The sequence below is a fragment of the Phenylobacterium sp. genome (assembly GCF_036677185.1).
Classification (GTDB): Bacteria; Pseudomonadota; Alphaproteobacteria; order Caulobacterales; family Caulobacteraceae; genus Phenylobacterium.
On sequence record NZ_JAKFEN010000020.1, the window covers coordinates 77,920 to 93,543 of the forward strand.

A 15,624-nucleotide genomic window follows, 5' to 3' on the forward strand; every position below is an offset into this window, starting at 1 on the left:
CTATTCTAAGCGCCGCGCCCCACAGGGCTCATGCGGTCTTGTTCTCTAAGTCAGCGCGACACCGCGTAGTCCGAGGTGATCACGCCGCGGGTGACATTCACGCGCAGGCCGGGCGTCGCGGGTCGCGCGGCGCGGCGTGGCGCAGCTGTCCGCAGCACCATCGGCGAGGCGCCCCGACCGCCGAGATCGGCGACCGTGGTCACCCGCTTGTCGACCGCCGCCTGATCGCCGACCTGGCGGAGGGCGAGCGAGACCGTTCCGACCGCTTGCGCCAGGGAGATGACCTGGGCCTGGGCGGGCGTGACCTCGAGGGTGATCGCCTTCACCACGACGGGCTTGGTGGTGGTGTCGTCGTCGAGTTGGTCGACCCCGAGCACCTTGAGATTGTCGGCCAGGATCTGAGTGACGAAGGTCGACCCGGTTTTGCCGCCCTGGGCGCCCACGTCGCGGGTCACCAGGACATCGACCCGGTCGCCCGGAAGCACGAAGCCGGCGACCCCGGCCACGTCGTTGGCGCGGAAGGTCACCGCGCGCATGCCCGGCGTCATGGCGGCGGACAGGTTCACCTTGCCGCCGGGGGCGGTGATCTTGGTCGCCAGGATCGGTTCGTTGATCACGATCGCGCGCAGCGCCAGGCGTTGACCGCCGGCGCTGGCTTCTTCGATGGTGGAGAGCGCCCCCGCGGGTGCGGCCGCTTGGGGGAAGCGGACGACCTTGAGGGCGGCGGGTTGCAGCGCGACGCCCCGCTCGATGGGCTGGGCGGCGACGACCACCGGAACGGTTCCGGCGAGCGACACGGTCGATGCATCTACGTTGCGCTGACGGCTGAGCCACACATTGGCCAGGGCCACCGCGACAAGACCCAGAAGTATCGCGACTACGAGAGTTGCAAGCGTACGTATAGGCATGTTGTAAGACCGCCCGTATTGAAGCTCGCTTGTTGGGTTCGCGATCTTCGAGAAGCTTTACTCGATGCGACTTAAGCGCAGCTTTAGTTAATAGGTTGGGCGCCCTGGAGTAGTCGCGGCGCTAAGCCGCGGCTGCTCCAGTGTCCCGAAGGCTCAAGACGCCGTGATGGACGAGGACGCGGTGTTCATCGCCGTGGCGATGGAGTCCCGCAGGACGCCGGTCGCGGCGACGATGCCAACGCCCACGATGGCGAGGATCAAGGCGTACTCAGCCGCTGAAGCGCCCGATTCGTCTTTGAAGAACGAAACAAACTTGGTCATGGAAACCTCCAAGGGACCGGTTGCGGCTTCTCACGAAGCCGCGCGTGATCCGTCGATTGACGCCGCGAGGACGCGCACGTCGCTGCGACTACGAAGCGGTGATGGTCGACGACGCTTTGTTCATCGCCGTGGCGATGGAGTCACGCAGCACGCCGGCGGCGGCCACGATGCCCACGCCGACGATGGCGAGGATGAGCGCGTATTCAGCGGCCGAGGCGCCGGACTCGTCTTTGAAGAAGGAAACGAACTTGGACATAAGCAAACCCCCGTTGATGCTAACCGAGCGCCAGATGGCGCCGTTAGACGGCTGTGGGATGCGAGCAGCCCCCGCCGTCTCTTGCTCCAGTTAGAACCTTCGTTAAGAAACTGTAAATCGAAATCTTATGCGTTAACCTTGATGTTGGAGAATCCGTTAGGAAAGGAATACTTGGCACGCGAATTGAAGGCGCGCGCCCAGAGTCCTCATTGCGGGAATTCAGGTGTCCGCGTGGCGACGCTTCCGAAATTGAATCTCCCAAGCTAGTCAATCGTTAACCAGCATTTGGCGTCCGAAATCCCACACGGATAAGGTGTGCGGAAGCTGTTCTTAATATTCTTTAACATTGAGACTATTGGTCGCAGCCAAGTTTTTTTCGCAATTGAAGACTGTATCCGCAAGGAAACACTCGCGACCCCGTAAAACGGCGTCGTCACCCGCAGGGCCACCCGGTGGGCGTGAATTCGAGGCTGGCGCGGACAATGACCGTCGACGTACCAATGGCCCGAGACTGGGCCTGACGCGAGTATCAAGGGGCGGGCTGGGGGGCGGGGGAAGACATGCGCTTAGCAATGGCGGCCGTGGCGGCGCTGGCGGGGCTGCTGATGCTCCCTACCTTAATCTGGGGACCCGCGCCGATCGACTCGGCCGTCTACAACTATGTCTGGACCAAACAGTTCGGAGAGGCCCTTGGACAGGGCGTCATGTATCCGCGCTGGCTTCCCGGATCCTTCGAGGGCCTGGGCAGTCCGACCTTCTACTTCTATCCGCCGATCGCCTTCTATGTGTCGGGGCTGCTTCAGCTCGCCGGATTGACGACGCTGCAGGCCATCGCCGGAGCCGCCCTGCTGGCGCTGCTGGCCTCCGGCCTGTCGATGGCCGCATGGCTTAGGTTCAAGGGCGCTAATCCGCTCTGGGCGTTGCTCTACATGGCCGCCCCCTACCACATGGCCGACTGGTACCAGCGCGCCGCCATGGCCGAGTTCGTTTCGTTCGCTTGGCTCCCGCTGATCGCACTCGCCATCGAGGCCCAGCCTCGCCGCTGGGCCACGCCGCTCTTGGCGGTCTCGTTCGCGGGTCTGGTCATGACCCACTTGCCGGTGGCGCTCCTGACCAGCCTCGGCCTGATCCTGCCAATGGTGATCGCCAGGCGCGAACACCTGAAGGCCTACGCGGTTTCAGGTGCGCTGGGCTTGGGCCTGAGCGCGATCTACCTGCTGCCGGCGCTCACCCTGCAAGACCACATTTCCACGGCCGTGATGTTCTCGCCCTCCTATCAGCCCGCCAACTGGGCGCCATGGGGGGCCAGCGCGGCGCTATGGGTGGTTCCGCTGGCCCTGGCGCCTGTCGCCCTGGCAATCGGCAGGTCCCGGTTCTGGCTGGGCGTCACGGTGGTTTGCGCCGCGATGAGCCTGGCTCTGATCCCGATCGTCTGGGAGCTTCCGCCCCTGAAACAAGTTCAGTTTCCCTGGCGAATGCTCGTGGTCGCCGAGTTCGCCGCCGTCACCGCGGCCGCGCTGTCGCCACGACTGTCGATCGTGGCTGTCGCGATGGCGATCGCCCTGAGCGCGCCAGCCTATGCGCGTGTCGTCAACGTCGCCGTCAACAGTTTGAACGAGCCCTTTCCGGCGTACATTGAGCGCGAACTGCCCGATGCCCCAGAATACCTGCCCGCCGGCTCAAAGTTCACCAACGTCACAGCGGAGTCCCGGACACCCGATTTGAGCCAGGCGGCGCGGCCAACCTTGGGCCCCGAACCCGTGCGCGAGACCGTGGTCGGCGGGTGGATCAGTCTGCTGGCGGCGCTGCTGCTGGCGATGACGACGGCGATGGCTTGGCGATCCCGCCAGCGCCCGGCGCAAAGCCCGACGCTCCGCGGTTGATCCTCGAGTGCACCACCGCGAAACGGTCGGCGTGCAGCCGCCGCCAGCCGGGGAGCTCGTCCAGCACACCTACGGCGGGGTTGGTGGGCTGCAGGATCGTCCAATCCACCTCGCGCGCCTCGAGCTCCGCCTTCAGGCCCGCGGCGTCGGGCCGGGTCAGGCGGGAATAGAGGTGCATGAAGGCGTCGCCGTACATGTCGGCGCGGCCGTCCACATAGGGGCGGACGCCCTTGAAGATCAGGTAGCCGCCGAAGCCGTACTCGTTGAACACCGGCCGGCGCGCCAGGTCGGGCGGGACCGCCGCCAGGGCGGAGATCGGGCTGTTCACCCCATCGACGCGCGTCGTGGTCGAGGCCAGCCGCTCGGCGCTGAGGCCGATGACCACGAGGCCCAGGGCGACCGCCACGAAGGCCACCGCGCGGCGGTCGTTGGGGGCGCGCGGCTCAGGCTCCAGGGGCCGGCTCTTGGCGCGGGCCAGGGGCTGGGCCAGCAGCAGGGCGGCGACCAGGGCGAAGGTCGCCTGGTGGCGGATGTGCTGCAGCGCCATGTGCAGCAGGCCCAGCAACAGCAGCAACCGTACGACGGGAACCTGGACGCCGCGCCAGAGGCAGAGAAACAGCACCTCCAGCAGGGCGATCTCGAAGACGCTGAGCTTGCCGAAGTCGGCGCTGCGCCATTCCACGATGATCGGCAGGCTGGTCATGCCGGTGACTTCGAGCGGGAAGATCAGGCCTTCGATCCCATGCGGCGTGACCAGGGCCAGGGCCAGGGCGGCGACCGAGAACAGGCCCCAGTCCCGCAAGGCCGCCCAGAGCCGGTGGCGATTCTCGACCAGGGCCTCCAGGGCGAAGGGACCGATCAGCGCCAGGCCGAGGACGAAGCTGCCATGCAGATTGGCCCAGACCAGCATCAGGGGCAGCAGGCGCCAGGGAGGCGCGCCGCCTTGCTCCCGGGCCACGATCAGGCCCGCGACCCAGGCGGCCAGGATCGGCAGGGCCAAGAGGTGGGGCCGCGCCAGCAGGCTGGGCGCGCCGCAGGCCAGCGCGAAGCCGAGAGCCAGCATCAGCGGCCCGGGCGCCAGCCATCGGCGCAGATAGGCCGCGACGATCAGGGCCGTGGCGCCGACCGCGCCGGCGAACAGCAGGGCCAGGCCGCTCCAGCCGCCGGCCCGGAAGACCAGGGCCATCAGCACCTCGGACAGCCACTCGTGCGCCTGCCAAGGGGCGCCGGCGAAGGTGTAGGAAAAGGGGTCGGTGGTCGGGATCGCCCGATGGCGCAGGATCCAGTCGCCGGTCGCCAGGTGCCAGTAGGTGTCGCCGTCGTCGAAGATCTTACCGACCGAGAGCACCGCGACGAAGGCGGCGAGGCCGCAGACCGCCACCAGCCGTGGGCCTGCGACGCCGGAGAACAGCCAGGAGAAGAGACGATCGACGAGGCCCGGTCTCAAGGTGTCGTTGGCTGGGGTTTCGACCATGCGGGCCGCCGGACCTTTGTCGATGAAGCGACGGAGCGGGCTCATCACGCCTTGCGCCGCTTAATGTCACGCTAACGATGACCTGAGGGGATGAACAGGGCGCGATGACAGTTCTTGAAGGCCTGTTGTCTTGCCCATGACCATGGCGTCATTGTCGGTCATGGAGTCGAAGATCCGCCCGATCGCCCTGGCCGCCGTCTTCGCCCTGTTCCTATGGATCGATCTGCGGCTGATCCTGGCCATGGTCGAGGTCCAGCCGCTGGGCATCGACTTCCTGGCGATCTGGAGCGGGGTCCGTATCGCCCTGGAGCATCCGGACCGCCTCTACGACTTCGCCGCGGTCACCCAGAGCCAGCAATGGTTGCTGGGGGAGGGCTCCAAGGTCCGGCCCTTCGTCTATCCGCCGAGCGCGGCCCTGCTATTCCTGCCGTTCGCCCTGGTGGGCTTTTGGACGGCATTCGCAGGCTTCATCCTGCTGACCGGCGCGCTCTATCTCGCCGCGGCTCGGCGCATCGCCCCCGGGATCGCGCCGCTGGTGCTGCTGGCCCTGGCGCCGCCGGTGGTGTTGTCGGGGCTGATCGGCCAGCTCTCGTTCCTGATCGGCGGGCTGGTCCTGCTGGCCCTCATCCTCCGCGACCGCCCCGTCGTGGCCGGCGCCTTGCTGGGGATCGCCGCGGCGTTCAAGCCCCAGCTGCTGGTGCTGTTCCCGCTCGCCCTGGCCCTGGAAGGCCGCTGGCGGACGCTGGCGGCGGCCTTCGCCACGGGCGGCCTCGTCTGCCTGGGCTCATTGGCGGCCTTCGGCGTGAGCGCCTGGACGGGCTGGCTGGCGGCCCTGCCGAGGTTCGCCCGGCTGGTCGCCGACGACGCCGACCTGATGCGCAATGTGGTCACCCCGGTCGGCGCCCTGGTTCGGCTGGGCGTCGGGGGCCCTGCGCTAGCTGTCGCCCAGGCGGCCTGCGTCGCGCTCGCGGTGGGCCTGGTCTGGCGGACCTTCCGGCGGGCCAGCAGCCCCGGTCAGCGCCTGGCCGCCCTGATCGGCGCCGGCCTGCTCATCACCCCCTACGCCATGCAGTACGAGATCGCTGTCATCGCGCCGGCCGTGGCGGCCCTGGCGGTCCCCACGGGTGACCGCCGCTGGCTCTACCACCTCCTGGCGCTGCTGCTGCTCAGCCTGACGCTCCCGGGCCTGGCCATCCTCCTCGGCCTGCTGGTCTGCGTGCTGGCGCCGGACGTCCTAGGTCGATCTGAACGCCCACAGCTTGGAGAGCGCGAAGCTTAGGGTCGGGACGGCGAGCACCACCGGGACCAGGGCCAGCCAGAAGGGCCAGCCCGCCCGCTCCACCAGCAGGTAGACCAGGGCCTGGTTCAGACCCAGGGCCAGGAGCGAAACGGCCAGGAAGCGGCCGAACTGGGCCAGGTTTCGGCTCGGCCGGCGGAAGGTCAGCCGCGCATTGGCCAGGTAGGAGACCCCGACCGCCGCGCAATAGCCGGCGAGGTTGGCGTTGAGCGGGGCGAGGTCGAGCGCCTCGCGCGCCGCGAGCGCCACCGCCACATGGACCAGGGTGGCGGCCACGCCGACGATGACGAACGTCCCGCCTTGCCTGGCGGCTTCTCGGGGCATCAGGCCGCACGTCGCGCGACGAGCAGGATCGAGACCCCGAACGGCAGGTTCAGGGCGCTGAGCAGGCCTCGCTCCAGGGCGAAGATCAGGCGCAGGACGGCGTTGAGACCCGGGGAGGGCATGGCGTCGTCGCCGCCCGCCGTGTCGCCCATCGCGGCCTTCGCCAGCCGCACCGCGGCGATGGGCGGGAAGAGCAGGGTGTTGAAATGGGTCGCCTTCTCCACCGTCAGCCCGGCCTTGGCGAACAGTGCGCGGAAGGCGGGCAGGGCGTAGCGCCGCTTGTGATGGTGCAGCTCGTCGTGCCGGCTCCACATCCAGGCGTTGGCCGGGACCGTGGCGATAAAGTATCCGCCGGGCTTGAGCAGGCGCGACAGGGCCGCGACCGAGGCCAGGTCGTCGTCCACATGTTCGATGACGTCGAAGGCCGCGACCAGGTCGAACGGCGCCTCGAAGGGCGGCAGGCCTTCGGGCAGCAGGCCGTCCTGGACCTCGATGCCGCCGCGGGCGGCGTAGGCCCGGGACTCGGCGTCCGGCTCGATGGCCCGCACCTTGCCGAAACGCGACAGCATTTCGAGGTTCCCACCCGTGCCGCAGCCCACCTCGAGGATCGCCGCGTCGGCGGGTAGGCGCAGGGCGGCGATGCGGTCGGCGAGGATCTGCCGCCGGGCGGCGAACCACCAGTGGTCACGCTCGACCCGGCGCATGGTGTCGTAGACTTCGCGGTCCATGTCAGGCCTCGAACCCGACCCGTTCGCGCACGAGATAAAGGGGGCGGCCCTTCACCTCTTCATAGAGCCGGCCGACATACTCGCCGAGGATCCCGAAGGCGATCATCTGGATGGCGAAGCCGAACAGCACCACCACCATCAATGAGGCGTAGCCCGGCACGTCGCGGCCCACAACCAGCACGCGGACGATCAGGGCTAGGGCGGCGACCAGGGCGGCCGCCGCGGCCGCGAGGCCGACCACCGTCCAAACCCGCAGCGGGGCGGTGGTGAACGAGGTGATGCCGTCCAGCGCGAACCGCCAGAGCTGGAAATAGCGCCAGGAGGTCTGGCCGGCCACGCGCTCGGGGCGGACATAGGCCACGCCCACCTGCCGGAAACCGACCCAGGCGAACAGCCCCTTCATGAACCGGTTGCGCTCGGGCAGCTGCTTCAGGGCCTCGATGACCTGGCGGTCCATCAGCCGGAAGTCGCCGGTGCTGGGCGGGATGGGACTGGCTGAAATGGCGTTGAACACGCGGTAGAAGGACCCCGCCGTCAGCCGCTTCAGCCAATGGTCGCTGCGGCGGTCGGCGCGGACGCCGTAGACAACGTCGTAGCCCTGCTCCCACAGGTCCACGAACTCCGTGATCAGCGCGGGCGGGTCCTGCAGGTCGGCGTCGAGGGGGACGACCATGTCCCCGGCCGCGACGTCGACGCCGGCGGTCAGGGCCGCCTCCTTGCCGAAGTTGCGGGAGAGCGCGATCACCCGGATGCGCGGATCGGCGGCGGCGCGGACCCTGAGCTGTTCGAGCGTGGCGTCGCGGCTGCCATCGTCGACGCAGACGATCTCGGCGCGAACCCCCAGGTCGGAGATCACGGCGTCCAGGGCCTTGAACAGATGGTCGAGGACCGGCGCCTCGTCGTGCATCGGCACGATGAGAGACAGCAGTTTTCCGGCCCGGGAGCGAGGCGTCAGTCGCAAGGCGCGATCCTGAACATCAGCCGTCACGTCGATCACCCAGACTTGGCGCCAGATTCGACGGCGCGGTGAGGCCTTAATACTACTGAATTCTTAAGGTTGGGTTCGCCGCGGTAAGCCTAGGTCGGCCGAAAGCCGAGCGCTTTTCGCGCCCGCGCCAGCGGGGTTTCCGTCAGGGCCATGGCGGCCATGGCGCCCACGACCACGGTGGTCAGCAGCATCAGGACGAAGGCGCCCAGGATGTGGGCCAGCGGCAAGGTTCCCGGCGGCGCCATGAGGATGACGAAGGGGGTGAAGGGCGGAACCCAGGCCAGCCACGCTGTCTGCGCGAGATCGCCCGAAAGCTGGGTCAGGGCCACGAAGAAGACGAGCAGCAGCAGGCCGAAGATCGGCCGCGAGAGGTTCTGCGCGGCGGGTAGGTCCTTGGCCACCGCGCCGACACCGATCATGGCCGATCCGTACATGGCGAAGGCGAGCAGATAGAAGGCCCCGGCCTGGACCAGGGTGGCGGGACTCCTGAACGCCGCCAGCAACAGGGTCTGCAGGCCGCCGCCCAGGCCGCCGAGCGGGCTGGCGGCGACCGCGGCGCCTGCGGCCAGCCAGGCGGCCAGGACGAAGACGGACAGCACGCCCACGCCCAGCAGCTTTCCGAAGATGATCTCGCTGGACCGCGCCGAGGCCAGCAGGCTGTCGAGGGCGCGGTTCGACCGCTCGCGGACGATCGCCTGCAGCAGCATGCCGAGCGCCCCGATGAGGTTCATCCACAGCAACATGACGATGGTGAAGCGGCCCACCTGGGGTCCGACCTGCGAGCCGGTCGCTGTGGGCGCCGGCTTGATCCAGGCGACATCGACGCGAACGGCCCGAGCGGCGTTCAGGGCCGCGTCCGCGACCCCGGCCTCGCGCAGCGCGCGCTGTTGCAGGGTCGCGGTGAGATCTCGCCGCAGGATCGCGGACGCGACGTCGGAGAGGGCCTGCCCGCGGACGACGACCTGGGCGCCCGAGATGTCGATGACGGTGTCGGCCGGCGGATCGCTTCCCGCCGCCTGGACGGCCAGCTTCGAGCGGCCGAGACCGTTGACGGTTTCGATCGCCGCCAGGGCCGTGGCGCGCAGCGCCGGATCCTCGGCCCGCAGGAGCACGGACTGGGCGGGCGGGGGCGCGCTCGGACCCGCGCCGGCCATGGCCGCGCCGACCAGGCTGGTCGCCAGCATCAGGGCCGGGCCGAGCAGCAGCGCGACCCAGAAGCTCGGCACGGACGCGTAGGCCGTGATCTCGCGCAGGGCGATGAGCCAGAGTCTGCGCATCAGGCCGCCGCCTGGTAGCCGGCGAGGGTCCAGAACGCGCCTTCCAGGTCGGCCTGGATGGGCTCGAAGCCGTGCACGGCCAGTTCGCGTTCGGCCATGGCGCGCATCAGGGCGGGGTAGGGGACGTTCCGCGGCAGCAGCACCCGCCAGCGCATGGCGTCGCCCATCTTGCTGGGGAAGGCCTGGGCCTCGCCTCCGAGGTCGCGGACGATCTCCAGCAGGGCCGCGTCGTCATTGATGGTGACATAGACCCCGTGAGGGGCGTGGGTGGTGGCCTCGGCCACCGCGCCTTCGAAGACCGTCCGTCCGCCCGACAGGATCACCACCTGGTCGCACAGGCGCTCGGCGACGGCCATCGAGTGGGTCGAGAACAGGATGGCGCCGCCCTTGGCGCGGTATTCGCTGAACAGCGACTGGACCTCGGCCTGGGCGATCGGATCGAGGCCGGAAAACGGCTCGTCCAGGATCAACAGGTCGGGCTCGTGGGCGATCGCGCACAGGATCTGAACCCTTTGGGCGTTGCCCTTCGACAGTTCGCCGACCCGTGCGCGCGTCCGGTCCGCCAGGCCGATGCGCTCCAGCAGGGCGTCGGCCCGCAGGTAGGCGGCCTTGCGCGGCAAGCCCTTCAGCCGGGCATGGAAGGCGATGGCGTCGCGCGCGCGCTCCCGCGGGGCCAGGCCGCGCTCCTCGGGCAGGAATCCCAGGCGCTTGCGGGCCTCGAAGGACGCCGGCCGGCCGAAGAGCTCGATCCCGCCCCGGTCGTGGGAGACCAGGCCCATGATCGCCTTGAGGGTGGTGCTCTTGCCTGCGCCGTTGACCCCGATGAAGCCGGCGATGCTGCCGCGCGCGACCGTGAAGGAGACGTCGGTGATCCCCCGGCCGCCGGCATAGGTCTTGGCAAGGTTCGTCACCCGTAGGGGCGCGAGGTCTGCGGGCGGGCCAGCCTGGAGCATGGACCAACCTCCGCGCAGATTGGTTTAATTTGGAATAACGATCACTGGTCAAGACTCAGGTGCGGCGCCAGGGTGTTGCGGTCCACAGTTGCATTGCCGCGCCCAACCGCCGTGGCGGTCTTAGACGCCCCGGTCACCCTTGGGATGAAACCGACCAGACCCGGCCGGCGTTAGCCGAGCCTAGCGACCCCTGGAGACCGCCCTTGTCCCGCATGAAGCGCCTTGCGCCGTTCTTCCTGCTCGGGCCGGTGAGTGGCCCCCTGACCGCCGGCATCGTCTTCAACCTGCGCGGCGGGCGGCCAGTCCTGGCGTTGCTCTACGCCCTGGCGCTCGCGGAGTTCGTCTTCCTGCTGCCGGTGGTCACCGCCAGGCTGGGTCTGAGCGCCCTGTCCTGAGGCTCACGCGTTCGATGGCGTGCGGCCCATGGCGCGCGTCCGCACCAGCCATTCGACCACCCCAACGATGATGGCCAGGCCGATCACTTCGATCGCGAGCTCCAGATAGTCGAACGGCCGCGCGGCGATCGGCGCGAGGCTGACGGGCTTGATGAACAGGCTGACCATTAGGTTGTTGGCCAGGTGCGCGCCCAGCGCGAACTCGAGGCCGCCGGTCCGCAGCACCACCCAGGCCCAGGCCGCGCCCATGGCGGCCCTGATCAGGAACGATCCGACATTGGGATCGGCGTGGGCGAGAGAGAACAGCACGCCGTTGACGACCAGCAGCAGCGCCACCCTGTGGACGAAGACCGAGGTCTGCTGCAGCAGCCATCCCCGGAACAGCATCTCCTCGGCCAGGGCCGCCAGGCAGAGGAAGACGGCTGACGCCGCGACGTAGGTCAGGCGCGCCCAGACGGGGACGCCGGGGGTGAGAATGGGGGCTTGGGACGCGTCCCCCGTCAGATAGGCGATGATCACCGACACCCCGAGGACCGGCGCGGCGACCGCGAGGCCCAGGCTGACCAGCCGCCACCGGAAGCGTGGGGCGATAGTTAGGAAGCTGAGTCGCGGTCGCCGCTCGATACGCGCGGCGACGGCGATGAAGGTCCAGGCGGCCGTGAAGGAGCTCAGCCCGGCCAAGGCCAGTTCGAAGACGTAGCTTTGCAGCGTCCGGTCGCCGCGACCGAAGTCGGTGAGGACGCCGAGGGCCTCGGTCACGCCGACCGAGCCGCCGGCGGCCATCAGCCCCGCCGCGGTCCCGAGAACGACCAGCATGACCAGGCCGGCGGCGAACAGGCCAGCCAGGCCGCCGAAGGCGAGCACGTGCAGGACGCGCCACCATCGCGCCTCGACCTCGCCGGCCTGCCGGAGGAAGGCGTAGCGATCGGGAGAGCTCTCGCGCCAGTCAGCCAACATTGCTCGCCCCCATGCGGCGCACCGGGCGCGGCCGGCAATCTCGCCTTGTGGATCTGAGCGCACCGGTTGGCAAGACAGCGGAGGTTCGGTCAAGATCGCGCCGTCGTCGCGCGACGGCAAAGTAGCCGCCTCTCCGGTTTCGTGGCAGGTTCTCGCCATGGGGCGTATACTTGATTTGTCCGAACGGCTGATCTTGGTCTTGCTGTTCGCAGCCTTGGCGAACGCGACCATTCGCTCGGGCGCACCCGCGAATTTCCTTCTGCTGACGACCGAAGGCATGTCGGTCTTCTTCATCCTCATCCGTCGGCAGGCGCTCAGCGCCAGCACAGAGCCCCTCGACTGGGCCCTGGCCCTGGGCGGCGCCATGCTTCCCCTGATGGTCCGCCCAGCCCCCGGGCCGCTGGCGCCGGAATTCGTCGGCGCCACGCTGATGGCGGTCGGGGTCCTGGTCACGATCGCGGCGAAGCTCAGCCTGAACCGGCGGTTCGGCCTGGCCCCCGCCAATCGCGGCGTACAGGCCGCCTGGGCCTATTCCATCGTCCGCCACCCGATGTACACGGGATACTTCATCGTCCAGGTCGGCTTCCTGCTGACCAATCCCAGCCTCTGGAACCTGTGCGTCTACCTGGTCGCGTGGAGCGTCCAGGTCGCCCGGTTGTTCCGAGAAGAGCGCTGGCTGCTGACCGACCCGGCGTATCAGGCCTATGCGGAGCGGGTGCGTTTTCGGTTGATCCCGTGGATTTTCTGACTGCCGGCCGGCCCCGCGAGCCGGCTTGTCAGGTCATGTTGAGGCGGTAACCGAGGCCGGACTCTGCAAGCAGGAAGCGCGGCGCGGCGGCGTCCGGCTCGATCTTGCGGCGAACCTGCCAGGCGAGGACGCGGACATTCATGAAGTCCGCGTCGCCGGCGCGTCCCCAGATCGCCTCGATGATCTGGTCGTGCGAGACGATCTCGCCCTTGGCGTCAGCCAGCAGCTGCAGCAGTTCGGCCTCCTTGCGCGACAGCCGCACGTACTCGCCGTCGACGGTGGCGCGCCGGGTGGCCATGTCGATCTGCAGGCCCTTCTTGGACACGCCGGCCTCGCTCGAGGCGCAGCGCCGGGGCGGGCGCAGGGCCACGCGGATGCGGGCGAGAAGCTCGCCGACGTCGAAGGGCTTGGGCACATAGTCGCTGGCGCCGAGGTCCAGGGCGGCGATCTTCTCCCGCTCGGAGCCGCGGGCCGATATGACGAGAATGGGCGCCTTTGAGATCGCCCGGGCCTGGCTGATGACTTCTTTTCCGTCGATGTCGGGCAGGCCGAGGTCGAGGAGCACCACGCCGAACTCTTCGAGAACCAGCTGTTCGAGAGCCTCGACGCCGGTCTTGGCCGTCGTCACCGCGTATCCGGCCTGGATCAGGGTGGAGCGCAGCATGCGCAGCAGCTGCTCCTCGTCCTCGACGATCAGGATCTTCGCGTCGCTACTCATTGTGGGGCCTCTGCAAGCGGCAAGGCGATGGACATCACCAAGCCGGTTTCACCATTGGAACGGTTGCGGGCCTGCACGGAGCCGCCCATGATTTCGACAAGACTGCGGGTGATATAGAGGCCGAGGCCGAGGCCCGGCGCCTTGGCCCGGCGACTGCGGAAGAAGCGGTCGAAGATGCGGTCCTGGTATTCCTGCTCGACGCCGGGACCCTGGTCGGAAACTTCGACGACCAGGCGGGATCCGTCCTTGCGGCTGCGCACGTCGACCACCGAACCCTCGGGGCTGAACTTGATCGCGTTCTCCAGGACATTGCCGAACACCTGGGCCAGGAGGCTGGAGTCGGCGCGGACCAGGTCGGAGTCGACCTTCACGTGCAGGAACCGTCGGGCGCCGCCGGCCTCGCCGAAGGTCTCCCACACGTCGTAGATCAGCGGCTCCAGGCTGATATCCGCGAGGTTCACGTCGATGGAGCCGGACTCCAGCCGCGCGACGCTCAGGAAGTTGTCGACGTAGCGGTCCAGCCGGTTCGCCTGCTCCTTGATGATGAGCAGCAGTTCGCGGCGCACGCCGCGGTCGTGTTGCTCAGGGAGGTTCAGGATGCTGGTGACCGAGCCCATGATCCCGGCCAGGGGCGAGCGGAAGTGGTGAGAGACGGCGTCGAGCAGGATCGTGCGCAATTGCTCGGTGCGCGCGACGAACTCGACATCGGCCTTTTCCAGGCTGAGGCGGGAGCGGACGATGGCGGACGCGCCGAGGTCGATCAGCGAGACCACGATCTCGTTGGCCGCCCGTACAGCCGCGGCGGCGCCGGGAATCCGCCAGACCACCACGCCGACATCACGCCCGTCGGCGGCCAGGCGCTTCACGTTCCAGCCCTCCGCGGAGTCCGGACGTTGTCCGCTCGACAGGACTTCAGCGCCCGGCGTCGAATGATTGATCGTCCCGGCCTCGTCGCGGATCTGCACGACGCCGCCCCTCGGCGCGATCCTGACGAGACTGTCGAAAAGAACCTGGCGGATGGCGCCCTCGTCGGCGCTTGCCGACAGGTCCCGACCGGCGGTGACCACGGTTTCCAGGGCGCCTTGTTCCTGCTGAAGCCGATCGGCAAGCACGCCGACCGACCACCCTAGGGCCGCGAACATCACCATGCTGAACCCGGCCTCCAGAGGCTTGAGCATGGGCGTGTGCTCGGGTCCGCCGGGGAGGCCGTTCAGGATCAGCATCGCGAATATGCCTGCGGCGAGCCCGAACCGGGCGCCGAACCCACCCCCGACAATCACCACCGCGACCAGCACCGAGAGCATGGCGGCGAAGGGGCCGAGCAGGTATCCGGCCACCAGGCTGCCCACCAGTCCGAGGCCTACGACGCAGAAGGCGGCGAACGCCCGCTGAGCTTCGTCGGCGGCCGACAGCCGGCCAGTGTTGAGCCCCTTGTGCTTGGCGATCCGGAAGAAGTCCCCGAGCGCCGGCCCGGAGGCGTGGGGCGACAGCGGTCGCCCGGCCTCCAGCAGAGACCGCGCGTGCCGGTTGCGCCGCCGCACCACGTCCGAATAGACGCCGGTGGTGACGACGCTGGCGCCGAACAGGGCCAGCAGGAAGCCATCGTCGGAGCCCAGTCCGGTTGGCGGGAATTCAAGGCCGCGCAGGAGGTGGAGCACCGCAAGCCCGGCCACGGCGGCCACCAGGCCCGAGGTCAGGCCGAACACCACGGCGACGATCAGGGTCATCGCCAGGAAGGCCGTGACGAGATTGCCGAGATGCGGACTTTGGGAGAGGCCGAGCGTGATCGCCGCGGCGAAGGCCAGGGTCCGCAGCAGGGCGAAGATGTTGCCCACCGCCTCCAGCTCGCCCGGCGGTGAACCATCCGCCGTCGGCGGCGGACCTCCGCGCAACATGTCAGCCATCGCCCACTCCCCGCGACCCCGGTCCGCCGCGCCGCCCTGGCGGCGCCCGAAACGATCACGGTCACCAAGGAACTGCGGCGAGACGAAGCCAAGCCAGACTAGCACCCTGCTTAGGAATGTTGAAAATTCCGCACGCACGCTCGCGGCGATCTTGGCGCTTCGGGTTGGGTTTCCAGAAAACTTCGGGGTGGGAGGCTTCGCCGTGCGGCCCGCTGGCGGCGACTCGGCCCGTTCCAGAAGATCGGGCGACGCGAACTGGCGCAGAGGAGCACCCATGACTGCCTGCGGGTCTTCGGCGAAACGCAACGTGGCCGCGCCAATTGCGCCTTGTAATTACCATTGGTCTCAAGTTTAGAAAATAAGCGATAGTTAAAGAATCAGAGCACATGATCTGAAATGAATGCCTCTATCCGTAGATTAAGAGTTCTCATTTCGCTGTATTGAGCGACGGGAGAAATATAGAATTTCGCCTCGTTGGGGAATTACGGACCGA

The 15,624-nt window shown here is 68.3% G+C and carries 16 protein-coding genes; 4 read left to right on the forward strand and 12 right to left on the reverse strand.

Annotation, left to right across the window (positions count from 1 at the left end; all coding sequences use genetic code 11):
- Nucleotides 1–50 precede the first annotated feature (50 nt).
- From cpaB to V6M51_RS10955, 3 genes are all read right to left on the reverse strand, one after another.
- A complete protein-coding gene (gene cpaB / locus V6M51_RS10945; RefSeq protein ID WP_332767108.1) occupies nt 51–908 on the reverse strand; it encodes a Flp pilus assembly protein CpaB in 858 nt (285 codons plus the stop codon).
- 153 nt (nt 909–1,061) lie between these two features.
- Entirely contained in the window at nt 1,062–1,229 is a 168-nt protein-coding gene (locus V6M51_RS10950; RefSeq protein ID WP_332767109.1) for a Flp family type IVb pilin, read from the reverse strand.
- Between the two features lie 88 nt (nt 1,230–1,317).
- A complete protein-coding gene (locus V6M51_RS10955; RefSeq protein ID WP_332767110.1) occupies nt 1,318–1,485 on the reverse strand; it encodes a Flp family type IVb pilin in 168 nt (55 codons plus the stop codon).
- A gap of 572 nt (nt 1,486–2,057) precedes the next feature.
- On the opposite strand from V6M51_RS10955, the gene V6M51_RS10960 reads away from it, so the two are divergent.
- Complete coding sequence (locus V6M51_RS10960) at nt 2,058–3,368, forward strand: hypothetical protein (protein ID WP_332767111.1); 1,311 nt, start codon at nt 2,058–2,060, stop codon at nt 3,366–3,368.
- Here V6M51_RS10960 and V6M51_RS10965 read toward each other — a convergent pair.
- The gene (locus V6M51_RS10965; RefSeq protein ID WP_332767112.1) at nt 3,274–4,887 is read right to left on the reverse strand and encodes a hypothetical protein; all 1,614 of its coding nucleotides are present in this window, start codon (nt 4,885–4,887) and stop codon (nt 3,274–3,276) included. The two genes, V6M51_RS10960 and V6M51_RS10965, sit on opposite strands and share 95 nt — an antisense overlap.
- A gap of 115 nt (nt 4,888–5,002) precedes the next feature.
- Between V6M51_RS10965 and V6M51_RS10970 the strand changes: the two genes are divergently transcribed.
- Nucleotides 5,003–6,121, forward strand: a complete 1,119-nt coding sequence (locus V6M51_RS10970) for a glycosyltransferase 87 family protein (RefSeq protein WP_332767113.1) — start codon at nt 5,003–5,005, stop codon at nt 6,119–6,121.
- Here the strand turns inward: V6M51_RS10970 and V6M51_RS10975 are convergent.
- The 5 genes from V6M51_RS10975 to V6M51_RS10995 form a co-directional block, all read right to left on the reverse strand.
- Nucleotides 6,077–6,463, reverse strand: a complete 387-nt coding sequence (locus V6M51_RS10975) for a GtrA family protein (RefSeq protein WP_332767114.1) — start codon at nt 6,461–6,463, stop codon at nt 6,077–6,079. The genes V6M51_RS10970 and V6M51_RS10975 overlap by 45 nt on opposite strands.
- Nucleotides 6,463–7,191 carry a class I SAM-dependent methyltransferase gene (locus V6M51_RS10980; protein ID WP_332767115.1) on the reverse strand — a complete coding sequence of 243 codons (729 nt, stop codon included), beginning with the start codon at nt 7,189–7,191 and terminating at the stop codon, nt 6,463–6,465. The genes V6M51_RS10975 and V6M51_RS10980 overlap by 1 nt, the downstream gene beginning before the upstream one ends.
- 1 nt (nt 7,192) lies before the next feature.
- Entirely contained in the window at nt 7,193–8,152 is a 960-nt protein-coding gene (locus V6M51_RS10985) for a glycosyltransferase family 2 protein (RefSeq protein WP_332767117.1), read from the reverse strand.
- Nucleotides 8,153–8,268: 116 nt separating this feature from the next.
- Entirely contained in the window at nt 8,269–9,456 is a 1,188-nt protein-coding gene (locus tag V6M51_RS10990; protein WP_332767119.1) for an ABC transporter permease, read from the reverse strand.
- A complete protein-coding gene (locus V6M51_RS10995) occupies nt 9,456–10,409 on the reverse strand; it encodes an ABC transporter ATP-binding protein (RefSeq protein ID WP_332767121.1) in 954 nt (317 codons plus the stop codon). Before V6M51_RS10995 ends, V6M51_RS10990 begins: the two co-directional genes overlap by 1 nt.
- 203 nt (nt 10,410–10,612) lie before the next feature.
- Between V6M51_RS10995 and V6M51_RS11000 the strand changes: the two genes are divergently transcribed.
- Nucleotides 10,613–10,804: a hypothetical protein gene (locus V6M51_RS11000; protein ID WP_332767123.1), complete on the forward strand. Its 192-nt coding sequence runs from the start codon at nt 10,613–10,615 to the stop codon at nt 10,802–10,804.
- Nucleotides 10,805–10,807: 3 nt separating this feature from the next.
- Here V6M51_RS11000 and V6M51_RS11005 read toward each other — a convergent pair whose 3' ends face one another.
- Nucleotides 10,808–11,761, reverse strand: coding sequence for a CPBP family intramembrane glutamic endopeptidase (locus tag V6M51_RS11005; protein ID WP_332767125.1), 954 nt, complete (start codon nt 11,759–11,761; stop codon nt 10,808–10,810).
- A 277-nt stretch (nt 11,762–12,038) separates the two neighbouring features.
- On the opposite strand from V6M51_RS11005, the gene V6M51_RS11010 reads away from it, so the two are divergent.
- Nucleotides 12,039–12,509, forward strand: a complete 471-nt coding sequence (locus V6M51_RS11010) for a methyltransferase family protein (RefSeq protein ID WP_332767127.1) — start codon at nt 12,039–12,041, stop codon at nt 12,507–12,509.
- A 28-nt stretch (nt 12,510–12,537) separates the two neighbouring features.
- Here V6M51_RS11010 and V6M51_RS11015 read toward each other — a convergent pair whose 3' ends face one another.
- Nucleotides 12,538–13,227 (reverse strand): response regulator transcription factor, encoded by a 690-nt coding sequence (locus tag V6M51_RS11015; RefSeq protein ID WP_332767129.1) that lies wholly within the window; start codon nt 13,225–13,227, stop codon nt 12,538–12,540.
- Nucleotides 13,224–15,131, reverse strand: a complete 1,908-nt coding sequence (locus tag V6M51_RS11020; RefSeq protein WP_332767131.1) for an ATP-binding protein — start codon at nt 15,129–15,131, stop codon at nt 13,224–13,226. Before V6M51_RS11020 ends, V6M51_RS11015 begins: the two co-directional genes overlap by 4 nt.
- Nucleotides 15,132–15,624: the final 493 nt, after the last annotated feature.

Coding starts and splice junctions, on each gene's coding strand:
- V6M51_RS11005 (WP_332767125.1), bottom strand. CDS start 11,761: ATGTTGGCTGACTGGCGCGAGAGCTCTCCCGATCGCTACGCCTTCCTC.
- V6M51_RS10965 (WP_332767112.1), bottom strand. CDS start 4,887: ATGAGCCCGCTCCGTCGCTTCATCGACAAAGGTCCGGCGGCCCGCATG.
- V6M51_RS11010 (WP_332767127.1), top strand. CDS start 12,039: ATGTCGGTCTTCTTCATCCTCATCCGTCGGCAGGCGCTCAGCGCCAGC.
- V6M51_RS10955 (WP_332767110.1), bottom strand. CDS start 1,485: ATGTCCAAGTTCGTTTCCTTCTTCAAAGACGAGTCCGGCGCCTCGGCC.
- V6M51_RS11020 (WP_332767131.1), bottom strand. CDS start 15,131: ATGGCTGACATGTTGCGCGGAGGTCCGCCGCCGACGGCGGATGGTTCA.
- V6M51_RS10980 (WP_332767115.1), bottom strand. CDS start 7,191: ATGGACCGCGAAGTCTACGACACCATGCGCCGGGTCGAGCGTGACCAC.
- V6M51_RS10960 (WP_332767111.1), top strand. CDS start 2,058: ATGGCGGCCGTGGCGGCGCTGGCGGGGCTGCTGATGCTCCCTACCTTA.
- V6M51_RS10970 (WP_332767113.1), top strand. CDS start 5,003: ATGGAGTCGAAGATCCGCCCGATCGCCCTGGCCGCCGTCTTCGCCCTG.
- V6M51_RS11015 (WP_332767129.1), bottom strand. CDS start 13,227: ATGAGTAGCGACGCGAAGATCCTGATCGTCGAGGACGAGGAGCAGCTG.
- V6M51_RS10950 (WP_332767109.1), bottom strand. CDS start 1,229: ATGACCAAGTTTGTTTCGTTCTTCAAAGACGAATCGGGCGCTTCAGCG.
- V6M51_RS10990 (WP_332767119.1), bottom strand. CDS start 9,456: ATGCGCAGACTCTGGCTCATCGCCCTGCGCGAGATCACGGCCTACGCG.
- cpaB (WP_332767108.1), bottom strand. CDS start 908: ATGCCTATACGTACGCTTGCAACTCTCGTAGTCGCGATACTTCTGGGT.
- V6M51_RS10995 (WP_332767121.1), bottom strand. CDS start 10,409: ATGCTCCAGGCTGGCCCGCCCGCAGACCTCGCGCCCCTACGGGTGACG.
- V6M51_RS10975 (WP_332767114.1), bottom strand. CDS start 6,463: ATGCCCCGAGAAGCCGCCAGGCAAGGCGGGACGTTCGTCATCGTCGGC.